The organism is Myroides albus (assembly GCF_024722315.1).
Taxonomy (GTDB): Bacteria; Bacteroidota; Bacteroidia; order Flavobacteriales; family Flavobacteriaceae; genus Flavobacterium; species Flavobacterium album_A.
Genome location: NZ_CP102754.1, coordinates 1,322,455 through 1,344,209, shown reverse-complemented (window position 1 = coordinate 1,344,209; position 21,755 = coordinate 1,322,455). Strand labels below are relative to the sequence as shown.

The following is a 21,755-nucleotide window of genomic DNA, read 5'->3' as shown; positions in this document are numbered from 1 at the left end:
TTTTATTGTACTTCAATATACTTTTGTTTTTAATGTATCGTTTAATATATTGAGGTTCGACAGCAAGAATTGTCAGCTATGAGTTGTAAGAATAAGTCTTGAATAGGTAAAAAAAAATAGCTATAAAAAGCTATTAGAAAAAAGAATAAAGAACTCTATGCAATTGGAGGAGGATCGATTGCTGTTATATATGGTGTCGAATGGATGCGATGTTTGAAAAAGAAAGGGGCAAATAAGTAATGTATGGTTGATCCCTTAATTTCTGGAATAACTATATTATTAATAAAAAAAGTTTCACAAATAATGTTAGTTAATTTTTCTGAAGTAGGCTCATTGTCTGAGTTTACTTTACTACTACTAATATTATAAACATAGAGGCTGGCAGTAGGACAATAGGTGAGTTTTTTACTACAACTATTTTCTACAGCAAAGTTTATCTTTTCAGCACCAAAAAGTGCGAAGACTAAACATAGTAACCACGCTATATATTTATTGTATTTGTTCATAGAGTGACAAATATATTTAAATAAATGAAAGAGAATATTAAACAATCACATTACAATTAAACTTTAACAGTAGTTAACGGTATGAAAGAAGATGATTTTCAATTTACAGTAATGGAACAAGAAGAAGCTGAAGAAATAGCTTTTAATTGGAAGTATCCTGGTATTTTGAGCTTTTATGATATGACAAAAGACGAAGAAGAATTAGAAGATTTCTTAGATCCACAAATACGTGGACAAAATACTTTTACAGTTAGAAAGCCAGGATTAACTGAGATTTTAGCCTTTTTCAATTATGATCTCATCGATAATAATACAGCAGAATATTGGTTTGGTCTTAACCCTCTTTATATGGGAAAGGGATATGGAAAGGAATTAATTGACTATATAGAATGGGCATTTATCACTAAAAAAGCAGTGTGTAAGTTTGTGTTAGCTATAGCTAAATTGAATCAAATGGGGATAAAAGTTTTTGAAAAAGCGGGTTATGAGGTAGTAGGACATTTTTACAATAAGACCAATGGAGGTGAATATGACTTCTTAAAACTCGAAAAGAGAGTTGGAAAATGTTAATTTACATATCACCGTGTTCCATTGTTATATTGATTATCCTATCATTTTTTTGACAGAGTAATTTAAACCTATTGATGCAATAACGATTAGGATGGCAGTACTCACCCATAAGGTTTCATAACCAAGGTGAGAGGCAATCTTTGTAGAAAGAATGGGAGATACTATAAATCCAACTGCAAAAGTCAACCCATTTACCCCCATATAAGCCCCTTTGTTATTTGCTCCTGCTCTCATAGCTGTTACAGTTGACGTAAAAGGCATTGCGAGCATTTCTGAAACACATAACACAGATATAGATAAATATATTGTAAAAATACTGTGATCAAAAGCTAATAGTAAAAAGGATAATGCACTGATTAGAACCCCATAGTAAATGGTCTTTCGTATGGTAAGATATTTTTCTGCAAGGTGAACAAGTAACATTTCCGTTAGAAAGATTAACAGACCACTATAACCAAGTACCAAACCAATTTGTGATTCATTTAGCCCTCCTACTTTTTCATAGTATAAAGGCATTGTACTGAATAACTGTAGAAAAGCAATAGAATATAGTGTACAGAATACACTATAAATAATGAACATTTTGTCTTTATAAGGAGATTTGTTATTATCGCCTACTAACTCTGTTCTATCCTCTAAAATACCCTCTTCGTTGTATTTTTCTTTATTTGTTTTTCTACCTCTAAAAAAGTTTATAAAAACGATTGCTGCAATGAAAGCTGCAGCTGCATTAATATTGAATAATAAACTATAGGAAATTGCCGCTAGTAATCCTCCCATTGCTGGGCCAATTGAGAAACCGAGATTTACAGCCATTCTGTTTAAAGAGAAAGCTCGTGTGATATTCTGTGGTTTAGCATACATTGTAATGGCAACGGAGTTTGCAGGGCGAAACATTTCACTTACTGTACTCTGAAGTAAAATCATGAGGGCTAAACTAGTAACTGTTGTAAAGTGTGGAAGTAGAATAAATACAGGAATACTTCCTAATAAACTAAGATATTGTACTTTGTAGTTTCCGATTTTGTCAGTAATCCATCCACCTAATGTTGAACCTATAATTGACCCTACACCGTAGCACGCTAAAACATATCCTGTTTGTTCTTCAGTAAACAGGAGTTTTTTGGTCATGTAAACACCTAAAAAGGGGAATACCATAGAGCCAGCTCGGTTAATTAACATCACGATAGCTAGCATCCACGATGCAGACGATAGTCCACTATACGAATCTACGTAGATCTTATATATTTTTTTCATAAAGCTTTTTAGGTGGTGGTTATTCGAGTGTCAAATCAATAGAATTACTTCTTTGATAGATTCTTTATTCTTTCGGCTTCTTTCATAGCGTTGTAATAAGCAGCTCTACTCAATGGTTCATATTCTTGCGTTTCACCAAGCATGACTAAATCTTCACTTGCCGCTTTTCTAAAACTATAATTTGCCAAGTTACCAGTTCTCGTACAAATGGCATGAACTTTTGTTACATATTCAGCAGTAGCCATAAGTGCAGGCATTGGTCCAAAAGGCTTCCCTTTAAAGTCCATATCTAAACCTGCAACAATTACTCGGACGCCTGAATTTGCCAAATCATTACAGACATTTACAATTTCATCGTCGAAAAACTGTGCTTCGTCAATACCTACAACGTCGCAACTATCACCTAACAAACGGATATGTGCAGCCGAAGGGACAGGTGTTGACCTTATCTCATTAGCATCATGTGATACAACAAATTCTTCATCGTAGCGCGTATCAATGGCAGGCTTAAAAATTTCAACTTTCTGTTTGGCAAATTGAGCTCTTTTGAGTCTACGAATTAATTCTTCGGTTTTACCAGAGAACATAGAACCGCAAATTACTTCTATCCAACCAAATTGTTCTTTGTGATTAACAGGATTTTCGAGAAACATTTTGTAAATTTCAGGCTGAAATCAGCGTTTATTTTTGTTATTTTGTAAAGTACAAATTTATCAAAAAAAGCTCGGGAAATTACTAATCCAAATTAAAAGTTATGAAGAAAGTCTTAGAAGGAGAATTACTCAGTATTGCTCATCGCATTTTACAGATGAAAGATAAGGATGTAACTAATCTCTTAACTGAAGCTAAGAATTTATATGAAAAGCTATTAATCTTGCAGTTCTATCAAGATTGCCATGATAAAGGTTTAGAAGGAAATACTACAAATGAAACATTTGAAGCTGATTTAACCGCATATTATGCCAACAAGTCTTTTGATCAAAAAGATGAGAGTGATCGCCATCAAATGCCTATTGACTTGGTAGAAGAAGATTACCCAATCGTAATAGAGTCTGAGAAAGAAGGTTATTTGTCTAATGCGGATGAAGTGATTTCTGATATTGTACAAAAGATAGCTCCTGAGATTCTTCACGATGATATTCCTACAACTTTTCCGATAGAGTACTCTACTGATCTATCTATGGGACCTGCAATAGTCGAATCGGAGAATGAAGATAAAGCCGAACTTCATCGTTTTTTGGATGAGCAAGAGGAGACTTTAGATGAAGTTGTCAGTAGTGATGTAACTGTAGATCAACCACAATTGGTTGTAAATAAAGAAGAAGTTGCAAACACTAAGACTGAAGATAACAATACTATTATTACAGGTGATGACTTAAAGGTGGAAGAAGATGTAGTACAAGTAATCAGTACTAAAGATGAAATTCATCATTTAATTCATTCTCAAGTCGAGATAGATAAGGCTCAAGTCGAGGTTGATTTGCCAAAAGTGGTGAAAGAAGAAGCTATTGTTGCAGATCGAATAGTTCCTGTTGATGATTCGATTTCTCCTTTGAAGAGAGAAGAGGATCCTTTCTCTGGTTTTAATTTTATGGATTTAGACTTTAAGAGAGTTGATGATACTTCTTTAAAGGCAGAAGAAGCTATTACACAAGTAAATGATGAAGATAGTTCATTAACGACCGAATCTGAGAAAGAAGAAGCAAAAGAGGACCAAAGTCAAAATACGTTATTTAACCTTGAGTCGATGTCTGTTAAAGAGCCGCGTATTTCAAAATCAAAGTCAATCAATGACATCTATAACTCGTCTATATCTGTAGGATTAAATGATAGGATTGCATTTGAGAAACATTTGTTTGGAGGTAGTGCAGAAGATTTCAACCGAGTACTTTCACAGTTGAATACAGTTAGTAATTTTGATGAAGCAATGAGCTTGATTGAACATTTAGTGAAACCTGAATACAATAACTGGGAAGGAAAAGAAGAGTATGAAGAGCGCTTTGTCGCAATTGTAGAGAAACGATTTATATAGTATGAGTAAATTATATTTGGTACCAACACCAATTGGGAATCTTGATGATATGACGTTTCGTGCCATTAAAGTTTTGCAAGAAGTAGATTATATTTTAGCAGAAGATACCCGTAATAGTGGAAAACTTTTAAAGCATTTTGAGATTACAACTCCTATGTTTAGTCATCATATGCACAACGAGCATAAGACAGTAGAGGGATTGGTTAAAAGAATGCAGTCTGGAGAAATATTTGCGTTGATCTCTGATGCAGGTACTCCTGCTATTTCAGATCCGGGGTTTTTATTAACCAGAGCATGTATTGAAGCGGGAGTTGAAGTGGAGTGCTTACCTGGAGCAACTGCATTTGTTCCAGCATTAGTGAATAGTGGTTTGCCAAATGACAAATTTGTTTTTGAGGGTTTTTTACCTGATAAGAAAGGAAGACAGACACGTTATCTAATTTTAGCAGAAGAAGATCGTACTATGATTATCTATGTTTCACCACATAAGCTTAATAAGACGTTAGCTGAGTTTAAGGAATATTTTGGAGAAGACCGTTTAATCTCAGTCTCTCGCGAATTGTCTAAGCTACATGAAGAAACGGTTAGAGGAACAGTTGTCGAGGTATTAAATCATTTTGAAGCCAAACCAGCTAAAGGAGAAATAGTAGTGATTGTTTCTGGTAAAAAGAAATAATAACTGAATTAAAATATGTTAAGGTCAATGTCTGATGTTACAAGTAGCATCAGACATTGGCTTTTTTTTGATACATTTGATAAAAACGATAATAAATTATGTCACATAAAGTAACAACAACGTGGATTGAGAATATGCAATTCGAATCTACAAACCCAAGTGGAGATACTATTCGAATTGATGCCGGACCTGAGAATGGTGGAGATAATAAAGGGCTTAGACCCAAAGCATTAATGTTATCTGCTTTAGCAGGCTGTAGTGGGTTAGATATAGCACATTTAATCAAGAAAATGCGTTTGGAAGTAGATGAGTTTAAAATGGAAACAGAGGGGAAGTTAACTGATAGTGATCCATCAACTTATCATACTGTTGTATTAGATTATCACTTTTACGGAAGTAAACTTGATGAAGCAAAATTAAAAAGAGCCGTTGACATGTCAATTGAGAAATATTGTGGCGTAATGAATATGTTTAAAGAATTTGCTAAAGTAGAAACGAATATTCATTATCATAATAAATAGTAAATGCGTTGGAAGCTTAAAACGGATGTTATCGCCGAAGCAGTTGTGCATTTACAAGAAGTATTAAAAGTTGATAAAATTATAGCTCAGTTACTCGTTCAAAGAGGTATCAGTACTTATAACGAAGCAAAAGACTTTTTTCGCCCTTCTTTAGACGCTTTACACGATCCATTTTTGATGAAAGATATGGACAAATCAATTGTGCGTATTAAGGAAGCAGTTCAAAATAATGAGAAGATTTTAATCTATGGTGATTATGATGTAGATGGAACAACTTCGGTTGCAATGTTAGCTTCTTTTTTTAAAGGTTTTTATCCTAATGTCGATACATATATCCCTGATAGATATAGTGAAGGGTATGGTGTTTCTTATCAGGGAATTGATTATGCTTCTCAAAATGATGTAAAACTAATTATTTCAATAGACTGTGGAATAAAATCTGTTGATGAAATTGCTTATGCTCAGGAGTTAGATATTGATTTTATTGTCTGTGATCATCATTTGCCTGGAGAAATTTTGCCTCAAGCTAAGGCGGTATTGGATCCCAAACGCTCTGATTGTAATTATCCATTTAAAGAGCTATGTGGTTGTGGTGTTGGTTTTAAGTTGATCCAAGCTTATAGTATCAGTCAACAAAGAGATATAAAAGGTTTAGTTCAGTATTTAGACTTGGTTGCAACTGCAATAGTAGCAGATGTCGTCCCGATGACTGGAGAGAATAGAATAATGGCTTATTATGGTTTAGAGGTTATTAATAAAACGCCGAGACCAGGTTTGCGCGCATTGCTATCTTCTTATGATCAATCCTCCTTTACAATTAGCGATATTGTCTTCAAGATTGCACCGAAGATTAATGCTGCAGGTAGATTAGAGCATGGAAAGTTTGCGGTAGAATTATTGTCAACTTCTGATTATACTGAAGCTATTAAGCTTGCAAAGTATATCATGGATATTAATAGTGAGCGCAAACACATAGATCAACAGATTACAGAACAAGCTTTGCAAATGATTGTCGATAATAAAGAGGTTTTTAATAAATCGACAGTAATTTATAATCCGACATGGCACAAAGGAGTTATTGGAATTGTGGCATCGCGATTAATAGAGACCTACTATAGACCAACCATTGTATTTACTGAAAGTGGAGAGTATTTAGCAGCTTCGGCTCGCTCTGTCAAGAATTTTGACGTTTATGAAGCAATCAAAGAGTGTTCGGAGTATTTAATTCAGTTTGGAGGTCACAAGTATGCTGCTGGCTTGACATTGTATAAGGAAAATTACACTGCCTTTAAAGAGAAATTTGAAGAAGTAGTCTCTCGCACTTTAGATGAAAGAGATATGATTCCTGAATTGGTCATCGATGCGGAAGTTGATTTTTCTGATCTCACGCCAAAGGTAATTCGCATTTTAAGACAGTTCGAACCCTTTGGCCCAGATAATGAAATGCCTTTGTTTATTTCAAATAATATTTATGATACGGGAGGGAAGCGTTTAATTGGAAAGAATAAAGAGCATATGTACCTTTATGTTAAGCAAAGGGGAAATGAAGAACAATCTTTTCCTGTGGTTGCTTTTCGTTTTGGTAAGTACTTTGAAGAACTCAACAATAGGCGTTTTTTTAACTTCGTTTATAGTATCGAAGATAGTGAGTGGAAGGGAAAAGTTAAGACTCAGCTTGTTATGAAAGATATGCAACTAGTTTAATTTAGTGAAATGCTTTTAAAATACGGATGAAACTGTATAAATTTGTGAAAATCAATTAAACATATAAAAATGAAAATAGCTGTAGTAGGGGCTACCGGAATGGTAGGAGAGATTATGCTAAAAGTTTTAGCAGAGCGCAATTTTCCTGTAACGGAATTAATACCAGTAGCATCAGAGAAATCTGTTGGAAAGGAAGTTGAGTTCAAAGGGAAAAAGTTTGTAATTAAGTCTATGGAAGATGCAATTGCTATGAAGCCTGAAATAGCTATATTTTCTGCTGGTGGTACTACATCTTTAGAATGGGCACCTAAGTTTGCTGAAAACGGAACGACTGTAATAGACAATTCCTCTGCTTGGAGAATGGACCCTACAAAGAAACTTATTGTACCAGAGATTAATGCAGATGTTTTAACGAAAGAAGATAAGATCATTGCTAATCCAAATTGTTCGACTATTCAACTTGTAATGGCTTTAGCGCCACTACATAAAAAATATGCAATTAAGCGCGTTGTAGTGTCTACCTATCAGTCAATTACTGGAACAGGAGTTAAAGCTGTTAAACAGTTAGAGAATGAGTATAAGGATATTAAAGGAGAAATGGCTTATAATTATCCAATTCACAGAAATGCGATTCCTCATTGTGATGTTTTCGAAGATAACGGCTACACGAAAGAGGAAATGAAGTTAGTAAAAGAGACTAAGAAAATACTAAGAGATGATACAGTTCTTGTAACAGCTACAGCGGTTAGAATCCCTGTGGTTGGAGGACATAGTGAATCTGTAAATATTCAGTTCGAGAATAGTTTTGATTTAGCTGAGGTTCGCCGAATATTGCATGAAACACCAGGAATCATTGTTCAAGATAACACAGATACAAATACGTATCCAATGCCTTTGTATGCAGAGGGAAAAGACGAGGTGTTTGTGGGGCGAATTAGACGAGATGAAACTCAAGATAACACGCTTAATATGTGGATAGTTGCTGATAATTTAAGAAAAGGTGCTGCTACTAATACAGTTCAGATTGCTGAGTACCTTGTTCAAAATAAAATAGTATAGTGTTTATAGAAAAAGGAGCTAATTCATAAGCTCCTTTTTCTATTGATATATATCCAAATCTAATAAGATAGTAACTCCTTCATTCGGCTTACTGGTAATCTTCAGATTGGCACCTAACTCTTTAGCTCTTTCTTTCATATTTTTTAAGCCTGTACCTTTACTTAAGATTCTATTATCTTTTGAATTAAACCCAATGCCATTGTCCTTTATGATTAATTGGAATCGGCCATCCCTTAGTTTTATGGTAGAAACTATTACTTCTGTTGCTTTCGAATGCTTATTTATGTTTTGAAATACTTCTTGAAGTATTCGATAGACGTTTAACTTCTGTTCACTATTGAGTCTATCCCAATTAATACTTGCGTCTGGATTGTAGTGAAATTGACTGTTAAAAGCATTTTGCTGATTTGAAATTAAGTCTTCAATGAGTTGATCAAAAGGATTTTGATCCGACAATTTTTCCTGACTTAAAATAGTTGATATTGTTCTTATTTCTTCTTCTGCTACATGTAATTCATTTATCAAAAGCTTTCTTTGTTCTTCATTTGAGTTTCCATCTAACTGCATTAGATGGAATCTGGTGGTGAATATTCTATTAATAATGCCATCGTGTAGTTCCTTTGCTATTCTTTTTCTTTCTTCAAACTTTGCATTATCTGAGAGGTCTTTTTGTTCTAATATTAATTTGTAAATCTTCTCATCAGCTAATTGACTTCTATGTTGATACCTTAAGCTTTTGTTTTTGATATACAGTATGAGCATGATAATTGTTCCAATAAAAACAATTAATATCAAGCTACTGATGAGAATGATATTTTTTTTATCAGCTATTAACTGTTGATTTTGCAGTGACAATTGTTCTGCTTCAAATTCAATTCGCGCAAATTTGTTCTTGCTTTGTCGTTCAATCTTAAATAATTTATCATTTAGTTCAAGAAACTTACTGATGTGTTCTTGTGCATTTGTGGTATCGTATTTCGACATAAAGGCCAAGGCTTCTTTCGCAATCTGATATCGTTTTTCATAGTTTGCCCTATCATAAGCTTTCTTACAATATTCGAGAGCTTTAGGTAGATTATTTTGATGAATATAGTACTTAGCTTTTACTAAGTAAGTGCTTGGAAGTCCTCCACTATAAGTACCTTTACTGTTGTATTTTGTTTCAAGAGCTACAATTTCGTCTATATAATCTAATAAGTTTTCAAACTCGCCCAAATCTATTTTAGCCTTGATGAGGTTCGTTAATAAGATGCTGTATAGGCGTGATTCTTTGGGAATATTAGGATATTCATAAAGTCCTTTTAAAGCGTACTTTTTGGCTTTCTGTAAATCTCCTTCATAGTAGTATAAGTGAGAAAGATTGTTGTTTATATGTGAAGTATAATGTTCTGCTTCTTGTTGTGTAATTGCGTTACTGTCTTTTAATTCATTGACAATTGTCTTTGTAATGGCGAAGTACTTTTTAGCTTCAGAGTAATCAAAGAGTTCGATTAAGTTAATGGCTAAAAGGTGATTTGCTTTGTAAAGTATGGTTTTATCTTTAGTGTTTTTTAGCAAGCGCAATCCTTTGAGTATTTCCTTTTCACTTTCCGTATATATACCGTGCTCGAATACTATCTGAGCTTTTGCAATTGAAATTCTACCTAATTCAATGCTGTCCTGTAATTGATTGTAACTTTGTTCTGCTTTGACAAGAAATTGATAAGTACTATCTAACTGATTTTCGAAATAGTGTTTTTGAGCCTTTAGTTTAAAAACTTGTCCTTGTATTTCAAAGTCGCTTTTATTCTCGGAATATAATATTAACTGATTACTTAGTGAATCAAAGGCAGTTAGACTTTGAAAATTATCAAGGTTTCTTACCTTTTTGAGTAATTCTAAGGAGTAATTTCTGTTTTCTTCGTTATTTCTTAGCCGTAAGGCCTTGTGAAGGAGGCTATCCATCTCTTGATTGGCAAGACTGTCATTAGATTTTTTTTGAGGTAATTGTTCTACTGACTGTTGATGTGTGATGCTGTTTGCTTCTCTTTTGCAGTTAATGAAAAGAGCTATAATTAATATGTAGGTTATACCTTGTATGTAGGAGAATCTCATTATAGTTGTTAAAGGGACTTTGTTGCTTTATAAAAATAATTAAATTTTTTCATAGAAAGATAAAAAGCTTGAAGTGTCTTTGTTGTTTTTAATATGTTAAAAACGAGTTGTTTATGCCTTGTTTTGCTAATTTAGGTGTTAACAGAGATATGTTTATGGGGTCAATAAAGTTAATTAAATGCTTAATTTTATAAATTGTTATGTTTTATTTATCTTTATAGTGAATTAAAAATTGTCATAATGTATAATATCTTCTTAGTCGATGATCACCCCTTAATTGTGGAGGGCTATATTCTTGCCTTATGTAAGGAAGGAAGCCCATTTGTATCATCTAAATTTACTAAAGCTTTCGATTGTTTGTCAGCAAAATCTATGATAGATACTGCTGTAGAAAAAGGAGAAAGCTTTGATATTGCAATTGTAGACTTCTCAGTTCCAGGTAATGTTGACTTTAAGTGGAATGATGGGGGAGATATTATTCTTTATCTTAATAAGGTAATGCCAAGCTGTAAAACAGTGATGATTACAGGGCATACTGAAGTAATTACCATTTACGAGATTGTCAAGAATATTCGACCTAATGGTTTGGCAAGTAAGCATGAAATTTCACCAGGAAGTTTAATAGACATTGTTCAAGATGTTTTAAAAGGTGAACGTTATCAAAGTGATATTGTTAAACATTGTTTGAGTGAGATTGTGCGAAAAGAGATGATGTATGATGATTATAATCGATCAATTTTAGTTCTTTTGTCAAAGGGATATAAGTTACAAGAATTGGAAAATCACATTCCATTGTCTAATCCTACTATTAAAAAGCGATTGGCAAAAATGAAGCAAGTATTCGAAGTTGCTGATACGCAAACATTGATTCAGAAAGCAATTAAATTGGGATTTGTATAAAAAAAGGCTCTTTCATATTGAAAGAGCCTTTTGCTTTGTATTACTTTTTGAGATAATCTCTCAAAACGTATTGTAGAATACCATCATTTCGGTAATACTCAATTTCTATTAGTGAATCGAATCGAGCTTTTACTTGGAATTGAATTGATTTTCCATTCTCTAATGTAGCTGTGACATCTATTATTTTGTGTGGTTTGATATCATCTTCTAATCCTGTTATAGTGAACGTTTCTTTACCAGTTAATCCCAATGTTTCTGCATTTTGATTTTCTAAAAACTGCAACGGTACTATTCCCATACCGATTAGATTACTTCTGTGAATACGCTCAAAGCTTTCTGCAATAACAGCTTTTACTCCTAATAAGTAAGTTCCTTTTGCTGCCCAATCTCTTGATGAACCACTTCCGTATTCTTTTCCAGCAATGACAATTAGAGGAGTGTTATCTTCTTTGTACTTCATTGCCGTATCAAAAACAGTCAGAGATTCATTAGTTGGTAAATAGGTACTGTACCCACCTTCTCTTTGAGCAATTTTGTTCTTAATGCGAACGTTTGCAAAAGTTCCTCTCATCATGACTTCGTGATTTCCACGACGCGAGCCATAAGAGTTAAAGTCTTTAGGTGAAACTCCCTGACTTAGCAAGTATTTACCTGCTGCTGACTCTTCGTTAAAGGCTCCTGCAGGAGAGATGTGGTCAGTAGTCACTGAGTCACCAAGGTAAAGTAATACTTTGGCTTTGTGAATATCGCTAATAGGCTTTAATTCTGAAGGAAGGTTTTCAAAGAATGGAGCTTGTCTAATATAAGTGGAGTCTTTGTCCCAATCAAATTTTTGTCCTGTCGGAGCTTGTAGTTCTTGCCAATCTTTTTCCCCGTCAAAAATGACACTATATACTTGATCAAAATCTTCGCGTTTTAGCGATTGATTAATTACCTCTCTAATTTCTTCATGTGTTGGCCAAATATCTTTTAAGTAAACAGGTTCTCCATTAGGATCATAATCTAAAGGCTCATTGATTAAATCAATATCAACTCGTCCCACTAATGCATAAGCAACTACAAGCATTGGTGACATTAAGAAATTCATCTTCACTTGAGGGTGAACTCTGGCTTCGAAGTTTCTGTTTCCTGATAACACAGATGCAACAATAAGGTCTCCTTTTTTGACTGCTTCAGCAACAGGTAATGGCAAAGGTCCACTGTTACCTATACAAGAAGTACACCCATAACCCACAGTGTGGAATCTCAGTGCTTCTAAGTCTTCCAATAATCCAGAGCGTTGAAGGTATTGGGTCACCACTTTTGATCCTGGCGCCAAACTTGTTTTTACCCAAGATTTGGTTCTTAGCCCTCTTTGTATGGCTTTACGCGCTACAAGACCTGCCCCAATCATTACTTCTGGATTTGATGTATTCGTACAACTCGTGATAGCTGCTATAACGATACTTCCATCACTGAGAACATATTCTTTGTTTTTTTGTTTGATGCGTACAGAGCGAAGGCTGTCTTGTACTACTTCAACTTGCTGGTTACTTTCTTTTCTTTCTTCATATTGAAATTCTGTACCTGATCCTCCTTCAGATAACCAAGCGTGTTCTCTTCTCTCTTTTGTCGTTACATAAGTACGTTTATATTCATCTTGTAATAGAGTAGAGAATGATTTGCCTAAGTCTTTTGCCAATATTTTATCTTGAGGACGTTTCGGGCCTGATACCGTTGGCTCCAGTGTATTTAGATCTAATTCTAAGACAGTAGTGTATTCAATGTTTTCTTTTCCTGTTCTCCAAAGCATATTGTTTTTACAATATTCTTCTACTAATTGTACTTGTTTTTCTTCTCTGTTGGTTGCGCGCATATAGTCAAGCGTACGATCATCAATTGGGAAATAGGTTACAGTACATCCAAACTCTGGAGACATATTTGAAATAGTAGCTCTATCCGTTACAGAAAGATTGTCTAGTCCATCGCCAAATACCTCTACGAATTTTCCTACAACGCCATGTTGACGCAATAACTTTGTAATGGATAACACCATATCTGTTGCAGTTGCTCCTTGTGGTATTTTTCCTGTTAGTTTTAACCCAATAACTTCTGGACAAGTAAAGTAGATAGGTTGTCCTAACATTGCTGCTTCAGCCTCTATACCTCCAACTCCCCAGGCAATCACACCAATACCGTTAACCATCGGAGTATGTGAATCAGTACCTACTAATGTGTCAGGGAAGGCCCATCCATCGCGCTCGATGATTCCTTTTGCTAAGTATTCTAAGTTCACTTGGTGACAAATACCCATACCTGGAGGTACTACAGTAAAGTTGTTTAGTTCTTTTTGAGCCCACTTTAGCAATTCATATCGCTCTGAATTGCGTTCGTACTCTTTTTCAACGTTATTTTGGTAGGCGTAGTCAGTTCCGTAATAATCTACTTGTACAGAGTGGTCTATAACTAAATCAACGGGTATCGCTGGGTTGATTTTGTTTCCGTCCTTACCTTGTCTGATGAACTCATCTCTTAACGATGCAATATCTACTACTGCAGGAACCCCTGTAAAGTCTTGCATTAAAACTCTCGCAGGTTTAAAGGGAATGTCTTTATCTGTCCCCTTAGGATCCCAGTTTATTAATGTGTCTAAATGTTCGTCTGTAATCACATATCCATCGTGATTACGCAAAACATTCTCTAATAGAATACGAATAGAGAAAGGCAATCTGTGAATGTTGTGGCCTTTTTCTTGTAATTCTTGAAGTGATGCGAATTTATACTTTGTCATAATTGTTAGTTTATGCGTTAAATTATGAAATATTATTCTCTTTCTCTCATTTTTAACGATATTTCACAGTGTATTTGGATTTTTTACAAAACGGGATTCTAAAATAATTTGTTGACTGATATATGTCATATTTATTTAACAATTACTGTGATAATTTTACTTGTGTAAATTTTGATTATATGAAAATAGAACAGATATATACTGGTTGTATTGCACACGCTGCATATTATTTAGAAAGTGAAGGAGAAGCGGCAATTTTTGATCCATTGAGAGATGTTCAACCATATATTGATAGAGCAGATGCAGACGGAGCTAAGATTAAATTTGTTTTTGAGACACATTTTCATGCAGATTTTGTTAGTGGTCATTTAGATTTAGTGAAGAAAACAGGAGCTAAAATTGTCTTTGGACCTACTGCACAGCCTGGGTATGATGCTATTGTTGCTGAGGATAATCAAGTATTTGAGATTGGAAAAATAAAAGTGCAGGTTTTACATACTCCAGGTCATACTATGGAGAGTAGTACGTATCTGGTTTATGATGAAAAAGGAGAGAAACACGCAATTATTACGGGGGATACACTGTTCATTGGCGATGTGGGAAGACCTGATTTAGTACAGTTAGTAAAATCTGAGATTACTGAGGAAATATTGGCTCGACATTTATTTCAGTCATTGCGCACCAAAATTATGCCTTTACCAGATAATTTAATTGTCTATCCTAATCACGGTGCGGGTTCTGCATGTGGGAAAAACATGAGTAAGGAGACGACTGATACATTGGGCAATCAAAAGAAAACGAATTATGCTTTGCGTGCTGATATGACAGAAGATGAGTTTGTCAAAGAATTATTAACGGGCTTAGCTACTCCGCCACAATATTTCCCAAATAATGTCTTGATGAATATTCAGGGTTATGAAAATTTGGATAACGTTTTAGATCGCGCCAATAAACCAATCAAATTAGAGGAGTTTAAAGGCCTATTGAACGACAAAGAAATATTAGTTCTCGATACAAGAGATGCTCAGACTTTCTCGGAAGGATTTATTCCAAATAGTTTGAATATAGGATTGAAAGGGCCATTTGCTGTCTGGGTAGGAGAGATGATCAAAGATATCAAACAAAAAATTGTACTCATCACAGAGAAAGGAAGTGAGGAGGAAAGTATGATTCGTTTGTCACGTGTAGGATACGACAATACAATTGGTTATTTAGAAGGTGGTTTTGATACGTGGAAGTCTGCTAATTTGCCTGTTGAAAAAATTAAGCGCATAGAAGCGAAGGAATTAGACGCACTAAAAGAAAAGAGTAAAGCTGTTTTATTTGATGTTAGGAAAATCAATGAGTATAATGCCGAACATCTTGAAAACTCTATAAACCTTCCTTTGAATCAACTGGAAGATAGAGTAAGTGAAGTTTCAAAGCAGGATTTGTTGATTGTCTATTGTGCAGGAGGATACAGAAGTATGATAGCAGCTTCATTGTTGTATAAGTACGGAATAAAAAATATTGTTGATGTAGTAGGTGGGTTTAATGTTATTCGAAATGAATCTTTATTGCCAAAAACAAAATTTGTTTGCCCTTCATCAATGTTGTAATTAAACTATTGATTGGTATAAACTTATTTATATAAGTTTGTGGGATAAAAAGAAAGTATGGCAAAAGTAATTGGATTAGTTGGTGTTGGATTGATTGGGGGATCCATGGTTTTAGATTTAAAGGAAAAAGGATTTGCATCTAAAATTATTGGTAGTGATTTATCAGATACTAACTTAAAAAAGGCATTAGAATTAAAGATTATTGACGAAGCAGTCGACTTAGATAATTTAATTTCACGTTCTGATATTATTGTATTAGCAACTCCTGTAAATGCAACAGTTGAATTGGTTCCTTATGTCCTGGATAGGATTTCAGAGGACAAGTTTGTGTTAGATGTTGGTTCGACAAAATCAATGTTGTCTGATGCGGTGGCCAATCATGCCAATCGCGGTAATTTTGTAGCAACACATCCAATGTCTGGAACTGAGTTTAGCGGACCTGAGGCAGCATTTAAGGGATTGTTTAAAGATAGAGTCGCAATTATCTGCGATCCAGAGAAATCAAATCCTAAAGCATTAAATGTAATTTCAGAGATGTATTATCATTTGGATATGCGTTTGATACTAATGGATGCTCATTCTCATGATGAACATGTGGGATATGTATCTCATTTGTCGCATGCTATCTCCTATGCACTTGCTGTAGCGGTGTTGGATAAAGAGAAAGATGACACGGCAATATTTAATCTTGCCGCAGGGGGATTTGCTTCTACCGTTCGACTTGCAAAGAGTTCCGTAGATATGTGGCTACCTATATTTGAACAGAATGCGGATCATATATTACCTATTTTAGATATTTATTTGGATAAGTTGAGTTCGTTTAGAAATTATTTAGAACAACGTGATACCGAACAACTGGGCAAGTTTATTAAAGAGGCCAATCGAATTAAAGATAAGCTAAAGAAGTAGAATATCGAAAAGGAGTTTTTATCTTTAGTACACGTAATTTTAAAAATGATATCATCATGGTGACACATATTGTAATGTGGAAATTGAAAGCAGAGAATAAGGAAGCTAATAAACTTGAGATGAGAGAACAGTTATTAGCACTTAAAGATAAGATAGTTCAGTTGAACGAAATTAGAGTAGAGTTTAATCTACCAGAAGCAGATGCAGGCAATTGCGATGTAATGCTTTTTACGAAGTTTGAAAACTTTGAAGATTTGGATATTTATGCGAAACATCCTGAACATTTGAAGGTTGTTTCTTTTATAAAATCTGTTGTAGAACAACGTGTAGCTATCGATTACTAACTAGGGTTGTTATAAAGTTATATTTAAGGTTAGTTATTATTACTTTGCTATAGAGTAACTGCTGTAGTAGAGAAAAAGTTAAAGTTAGTTATAAAGTAATCGATTTTTACTTTGGGTGGTTTCGTTTAGAGGCCACCCTTTTTTTGTGGATAAAAGTGATTGTATGTTTTGTTAGAAAGGGATAGTGTTATGCCTTGTTATGAAGAATATATCACAAGGCTATTGTCTGATAGTTGAGAGCTCCCAAGTGCTAAAGCTAACCAGGCCTATTTGTTTAGTATAGCATTTTATTATTGTTCAAATGGTAGGTTTAGAGGTCTATGGTGATTTCTACTTAAAAGAACTCTAAAGAAAGACTGCATCTATGATATCATTAAAGAGCATTAGTGGATACTTCGGTTTATAGCTATAAAACGATCAGTGCTTTATTGGTTGGTAAGGGAGAGGAGTTTTAATGCTGATAAAGGAAGGTAGTTTACGGTTGCAAACAAACGAACTTACTAAGGCAGAAGCAAAGGTACTTATGCTATCTCGAATATACGTTTGGTCAGTGCCCCATAGTTGAGGTATGGTTTTCAAAATCAGATCGATGTAAGGCACTTGTTTCAAAGTAAATTACATACAGTATAAATGGCAAAGTTACCATAGGATAACGTGAGTTCGACTTAAGCTATTAGTCTATTTTGATCAATAATGTCGTTAATATTATTAATAGAAGGCTTTTTCGGGAAGTATGAATATGTAATCAAAGCAGCTAACATATTTGCTATAAAATTATTAAAGGATCTGTGTCTTGTATGTTCTACTTGACACATATTCTTTAATTCATCATTTACAGTTTCAATAAGTGCTCTTTTCTTTAAATGTATTTTATCGGCAAGTAGCATCATTGAGTTCTTCATGTTTTTTTTGATTTTAGTAACTAAATGTACTCCATCAACGAACATTTGTTCAAAAAGATCTTTACTGATATATCCTTTATCTCCAAAGAGTTTACCAAAAATACGTTTATGAAAATTCAATTCTTTTAAAGGTTTTCTATCATCAACATTGGCTGGAGTTAATAAGAAATCAAGTATTTCACCTTTATCATTTATAATTAAATGAAGTTTAAACCCCATAAACCAACCAATAGAACACTGACCTTTTGTTGCTATATTCTTAAATGTTTTATGCTGCTTTTCTCTTTTAATGTGTGACACTCTTAAAGGAGTAGAATCTATAAATGAAACTCCTGTACATTTGCCTAATCTATTAGATTTTAAGAAGATTCCTAAAGGTACAATAACCGTTTTTTGTAGTTCTACAAAGCGATTATAAGAAACAGTTTTAGGAAATTCCTTTTGCATATGAACTTTTACATAATCAATATAATAATGTTTTAAACATCTAAAACCACTATCATGAAATAAAATCAAAATAGTCATTACTTCACTTGCATTAAGTGTTGACTTTCGATTACGTTTTTTCTTTGTACTATCTGATTCAATACTATGAGATTGCAAAACATTTGAATATGCTTTAAAAAATTCATCGACTTCATAATAAATTTCAGTAATTTTGTCTGTAGATAACATAGAGATAGTTTTAGTTAAATATTTGTGATTCAGAACCTTAAATATACTAATCCTATCTCTTTTTTTATAGCTTTTTTTTGCTTTTTCTTATATCGAACTCACGTTAGGATAGGGAGTTAAATAAGCCTTTCCCTTAAGGCTTATTTGTAAACTATGAAAGGAATGAAGGGAGTGAATTTGATTTAACCCATGAACCTTTGTTCTGTTCTATTAAATTTAGATAAGTGCAATTTTGTTGGTACTTTCTTAGGGGTTTCTTGCAGGTTGCTAGGGGTTTTCTTCGAGAAACACTGGTTTTTGCGTATAAAACCCCAAGGATACTCGAAGAAACCCCCAAGGAACTCCTAAGAAAGTACTGTTTTTTTCTGTTTTTAATACGGTCATAAACAGTCTATAAGTTTAAAAACGAATGTGTTTAGCATACATATTTTATAGATGACAAATAGCTTAAGAGGTTTGTTAGCTATCGTGAGGTTAGGCTTTCCTTTTAACTCTTTTAGTAAAAGAAGGTTGCTACCCAATTAGAGTAGTGTGTAATATATACTAAGATACAGCATAGAGCTGTAGGAGTCAACGAGATAAAGCTGAGTCTTGATTTGAATTATACCAGTGTATTCAATAAGTTAATGCCCAGGTAAATCACCTTCGACAGGTAGATAATCAAAGAATTGTTAGAGAAATAATAGGTGATTAACTAATGGGGAGGATTAGTGATATCGAAAGAACGACACTGATATACTTTAGTGTCTTTTTAAGTAGCTAAACTACCTATCAGGGTGGAATTTGTCATTACTTTATTCACAGTAGGGCAAAAACCTTTGATCAATCACATCATTCAAGCGTTAAACTCTTTTGTATTGTGTATAGAGGTGAAAAGAAAAGAGCATCTATTTCTTTTAGATTGGCATAAGTTTAGCTTCGTTTCCAACGCTTAATACTGATTCGATATAAAAATGATTTGCAGAAAGGAAGGGATTCGAACCCTCGATACATTGCTGTATACACACTTTCCAGGCGTGCGCCTTCGACCGCTCGGCCACCTTTCTGTTTATTTTAGTTGCGAATATAGCAATTAATCTTCCATTTCACCACAGATTGGTGTTTCAAAAGCTAATTTAAAATCGCTGATATCACTTTTTGCCAATAGGTACATTAGTTTGGTGATTGCCGCTTCTGTGGTAATATCTTTTCCTGAGATAACGCCAATTTCCTTTAATTCAGTACTGGTTTCATATTTGCCCATATGTACACTTCCACTAGAACACTGGGTTACATTGATAACCTTTAGCCCTTTTTTAATAGCCTGAGATAGTGTGTTTAAGAACCATGCTTCTGTTGGGGCATTTCCCGATCCGTATGTTTCTAATACTATTCCTTTTAGCTCTGGAATATTTAGAATGGCTTGTAATACATTTTGTTGTATTCCTGGGAAAACTTTCAAGATCATGACATCTCTCGACATTTTCTTATATACTGTAAAAGGCAAGTCTTGTGAGGTATAAGTCAAGAGAGATTTGTTTACTCTTAAATTGACCCCTGACTCTGCCAAGTGAGGTATATTTGGAGATGTGAAGGCGTTAAATAATTCAGCACTTACCTTTGATGTTCTATTTCCTCTATAGAGTTTGTACTCAAAGTATAAACAAACCTCCTGAATTACAGGTAAATTGTTATTCTGCAAAGCAGCTACTTGTATGGCTGTAATTAAGTTTTCTTTCGCATCAGTACGCAGATCGCCAATTGGTAATTGTGACCCTGTTAGGATAACGGGTTTGTGTAAGTTTTCCAACATAAAGCTCAGCGCAGATGCTGAATATGACATAGTATCAGAGCCATGTAAAATTACAAAACCATCGAATTTCTCATAGTATTCTTCAATAACAGAGGCCATTTGTACCCACATTTCAGGGCGCATATCCGATGAATCAATTGGAACGTCAAAAGAATAAGTTTCAATAGAACAATCCAAAAGGTGTAATTCTGGGATGCGCTCTACAAGCTGGTCAAAATTAAATGCCTTTAAAGCACCTGTTTTAAAGTCTTTGACCATGCCTATTGTCCCTCCTGTATAAATCAAAAGGATTGAAGGCTTATTCATTTTCTATTAGTTTTAATTTATTAACTACTGGGTTTGCATACATCGCTAAGAAATTATCAACAATAATTTGGTTTTCCTTATTGACGCGCAATTCCAATCTTCTTTCAAACAATTGTTTTTCTTGATCAGTATATTTGTCTTTAAACTTATTTGTTTTGTTTAAAATGTCGTATGCAATATAATTTGTAGGCCACAATCTATAGTTCTTGATGATGGAGTTATCAATCACAGAAGTGAGGGCTTGCATTTGTTTATTGGTTTTATCAAAGTTTGCTTTGATATTGTCTAATTCTGCATCAAGTACATCTCCTACGTGAATGTGAATTCCCCTTTTCTGACCTATGATACCGCTATAAAGGTTAATGAAGTCTTCGTTGCGATCTTTTACATAATCTTCATTATTCGCTTTAGCTAATATTTGAGGCATTTTCAAGGCATCCGTAGGGTCGTATTCATAAGAAATAGAAACGGGAACAATCTTTATCTTTTTAAAATAATCCATTAGGCATTCCTCATCAGATGCCATTCCCAGCATTTTTAGTACTCCTTGATGTGTGGCGTCATTTCCATCTTTGGTACGACCTTCTCTCTGAGCAATCCACACAGATCTATTCTCTTCGGTCAATAGATGTCTGATGTATTCAGACATTAACTTAGAGCTTTCCAATAGTTCACGCGGTGGTAATCCCCTTCTAACAAGGAAGTTTCTATTGACTTTTGCAAGTGCTAATAAAAATGACTTTTGTACTAAATTATCTCCAATTGCAGAAGCAGTCATAATCATTCCATGATCTTTTAGAGATACATTCAATAGTGATGTATCCATAATAATGTCACGGTGATTAGAGATATATAGATAAGAAGTGTTTTTATCAAGTTTTTCGAAACCTGATGAGCTTAGTCCATTCGAACTTTTCTCAAGGATTCTCTGTATTGAATGGTAAGCAAAATCATTTTGAAATTGCTGTATAGATTTTACTTCTCTTAAAGATTCCAACCATTGATCTTCCGTTTTATTAGGAAAAGTAAAACCCATTAAAGCTTTGATCATTGGGTGTTTTGAAATTTGTTTTAGAACTTCATTTACTTCATGATCATGGTAATGGCGTATTTCGTCAAATTTAGACATTATCGTGCTTT

18 protein-coding genes and 1 tRNA gene are annotated in these 21,755 nt (G+C 34.1%); 10 read left to right on the top strand and 9 right to left on the bottom strand.

What is annotated here, in order from left to right; genetic code table 11:
• Positions 1-155 precede the first annotated feature (155 nt).
• Positions 156-506, bottom strand: a complete 351-nt coding sequence (locus NWE55_RS06270; protein WP_155090790.1) for a hypothetical protein — start codon at positions 504-506, stop codon at positions 156-158.
• A gap of 81 nt (positions 507-587) precedes the next feature.
• Between NWE55_RS06270 and NWE55_RS06265 the strand changes: the two genes are divergently transcribed.
• Positions 588-1,076, top strand: a complete 489-nt coding sequence (locus NWE55_RS06265; RefSeq protein WP_155090791.1) for a GNAT family N-acetyltransferase — start codon at positions 588-590, stop codon at positions 1,074-1,076.
• Positions 1,077-1,109: 33 nt separating this feature from the next.
• Here NWE55_RS06265 and NWE55_RS06260 read toward each other — a convergent pair whose 3' ends face one another.
• Together NWE55_RS06260 and NWE55_RS06255 are read right to left on the bottom strand one after the other, a co-directional pair.
• Positions 1,110-2,333 (bottom strand): MFS transporter, encoded by a 1,224-nt coding sequence (locus NWE55_RS06260; protein ID WP_155090792.1) that lies wholly within the window; start codon positions 2,331-2,333, stop codon positions 1,110-1,112.
• A gap of 44 nt (positions 2,334-2,377) precedes the next feature.
• Positions 2,378-2,986: a thymidine kinase gene (locus NWE55_RS06255; RefSeq protein ID WP_155090793.1), complete on the bottom strand. Its 609-nt coding sequence runs from the start codon at positions 2,984-2,986 to the stop codon at positions 2,378-2,380.
• Between the two features lie 101 nt (positions 2,987-3,087).
• On the opposite strand from NWE55_RS06255, the gene NWE55_RS06250 reads away from it, so the two are divergent.
• The 5 genes from NWE55_RS06250 to NWE55_RS06230 all read left to right on the top strand — a co-directional run bounded on the left by NWE55_RS06250 (position 3,088) and on the right by NWE55_RS06230 (position 8,325).
• Positions 3,088-4,365 carry a DUF8457 domain-containing protein gene (locus NWE55_RS06250; protein WP_155090794.1) on the top strand — a complete coding sequence of 426 codons (1,278 nt, stop codon included), beginning with the start codon at positions 3,088-3,090 and terminating at the stop codon, positions 4,363-4,365.
• 1 nt (position 4,366) lies between these two features.
• Positions 4,367-5,041, top strand: a complete 675-nt coding sequence (gene rsmI, locus NWE55_RS06245; protein ID WP_155090795.1) for a 16S rRNA (cytidine(1402)-2'-O)-methyltransferase — start codon at positions 4,367-4,369, stop codon at positions 5,039-5,041.
• Positions 5,042-5,139: 98 nt separating this feature from the next.
• A complete protein-coding gene (locus NWE55_RS06240; protein ID WP_155090796.1) occupies positions 5,140-5,562 on the top strand; it encodes an OsmC family protein in 423 nt (140 codons plus the stop codon).
• Positions 5,563-5,565: 3 nt separating this feature from the next.
• Positions 5,566-7,266, top strand: coding sequence for a single-stranded-DNA-specific exonuclease RecJ (gene recJ / locus NWE55_RS06235; RefSeq protein WP_155090797.1), 1,701 nt, complete (start codon positions 5,566-5,568; stop codon positions 7,264-7,266).
• 69 nt (positions 7,267-7,335) lie between these two features.
• Entirely contained in the window at positions 7,336-8,325 is a 990-nt protein-coding gene (locus NWE55_RS06230; RefSeq protein ID WP_155090798.1) for an aspartate-semialdehyde dehydrogenase, read from the top strand.
• 39 nt (positions 8,326-8,364) lie between these two features.
• Here NWE55_RS06230 and NWE55_RS06225 read toward each other — a convergent pair whose 3' ends face one another.
• Complete coding sequence (locus NWE55_RS06225; RefSeq protein ID WP_155090799.1) at positions 8,365-10,419, bottom strand: ATP-binding protein; 2,055 nt, start codon at positions 10,417-10,419, stop codon at positions 8,365-8,367.
• A gap of 240 nt (positions 10,420-10,659) precedes the next feature.
• Here NWE55_RS06225 and NWE55_RS06220 point away from each other — a divergent pair, with 240 nt between their 5' ends.
• On the top strand, positions 10,660-11,319 hold the full coding sequence (locus NWE55_RS06220; protein ID WP_155090800.1) for a DNA-binding transcriptional response regulator: 660 nt from the start codon (positions 10,660-10,662) through the stop codon (positions 11,317-11,319).
• A 40-nt stretch (positions 11,320-11,359) separates the two neighbouring features.
• Here the strand turns inward: NWE55_RS06220 and acnA are convergent, their stop codons facing one another.
• The gene (gene acnA, locus NWE55_RS06215; RefSeq protein ID WP_155090801.1) at positions 11,360-14,089 is read right to left on the bottom strand and encodes an aconitate hydratase AcnA; all 2,730 of its coding nucleotides are present in this window, start codon (positions 14,087-14,089) and stop codon (positions 11,360-11,362) included.
• Between the two features lie 179 nt (positions 14,090-14,268).
• Between acnA and NWE55_RS06210 the strand changes: the two genes are divergently transcribed.
• The 3 genes from NWE55_RS06210 to NWE55_RS06200 are packed head-to-tail and all read left to right on the top strand — an operon-like array spanning position 14,269 to position 16,940.
• The gene (locus NWE55_RS06210; RefSeq protein WP_155090802.1) at positions 14,269-15,687 is read left to right on the top strand and encodes an MBL fold metallo-hydrolase; all 1,419 of its coding nucleotides are present in this window, start codon (positions 14,269-14,271) and stop codon (positions 15,685-15,687) included.
• A gap of 57 nt (positions 15,688-15,744) precedes the next feature.
• Positions 15,745-16,596, top strand: a complete 852-nt coding sequence (locus NWE55_RS06205) for a prephenate dehydrogenase (RefSeq protein ID WP_155090803.1) — start codon at positions 15,745-15,747, stop codon at positions 16,594-16,596.
• Positions 16,597-16,652: 56 nt separating this feature from the next.
• Positions 16,653-16,940, top strand: coding sequence for a Dabb family protein (locus NWE55_RS06200; protein ID WP_155090804.1), 288 nt, complete (start codon positions 16,653-16,655; stop codon positions 16,938-16,940).
• Positions 16,941-17,605: 665 nt separating this feature from the next.
• On the opposite strand, the gene NWE55_RS06195 is transcribed toward NWE55_RS06200, so the two are convergent.
• From NWE55_RS06195 to NWE55_RS06180, 4 genes are all read right to left on the bottom strand, one after another.
• Positions 17,606-18,517 carry an IS982 family transposase gene (locus tag NWE55_RS06195; RefSeq protein ID WP_155093499.1) on the bottom strand — a complete coding sequence of 304 codons (912 nt, stop codon included), beginning with the start codon at positions 18,515-18,517 and terminating at the stop codon, positions 17,606-17,608.
• A 961-nt stretch (positions 18,518-19,478) separates the two neighbouring features.
• Positions 19,479-19,563, bottom strand: a tRNA-Ser gene (locus NWE55_RS06190).
• A 26-nt stretch (positions 19,564-19,589) separates the two neighbouring features.
• Positions 19,590-20,615 (bottom strand): asparaginase, encoded by a 1,026-nt coding sequence (locus NWE55_RS06185; RefSeq protein WP_155090805.1) that lies wholly within the window; start codon positions 20,613-20,615, stop codon positions 19,590-19,592.
• On the bottom strand, positions 20,608-21,744 hold the full coding sequence (locus tag NWE55_RS06180) for a 1-acyl-sn-glycerol-3-phosphate acyltransferase (RefSeq protein WP_155090806.1): 1,137 nt from the start codon (positions 21,742-21,744) through the stop codon (positions 20,608-20,610). The genes NWE55_RS06185 and NWE55_RS06180 overlap by 8 nt, the downstream gene beginning before the upstream one ends.
• Positions 21,745-21,755: the final 11 nt, after the last annotated feature.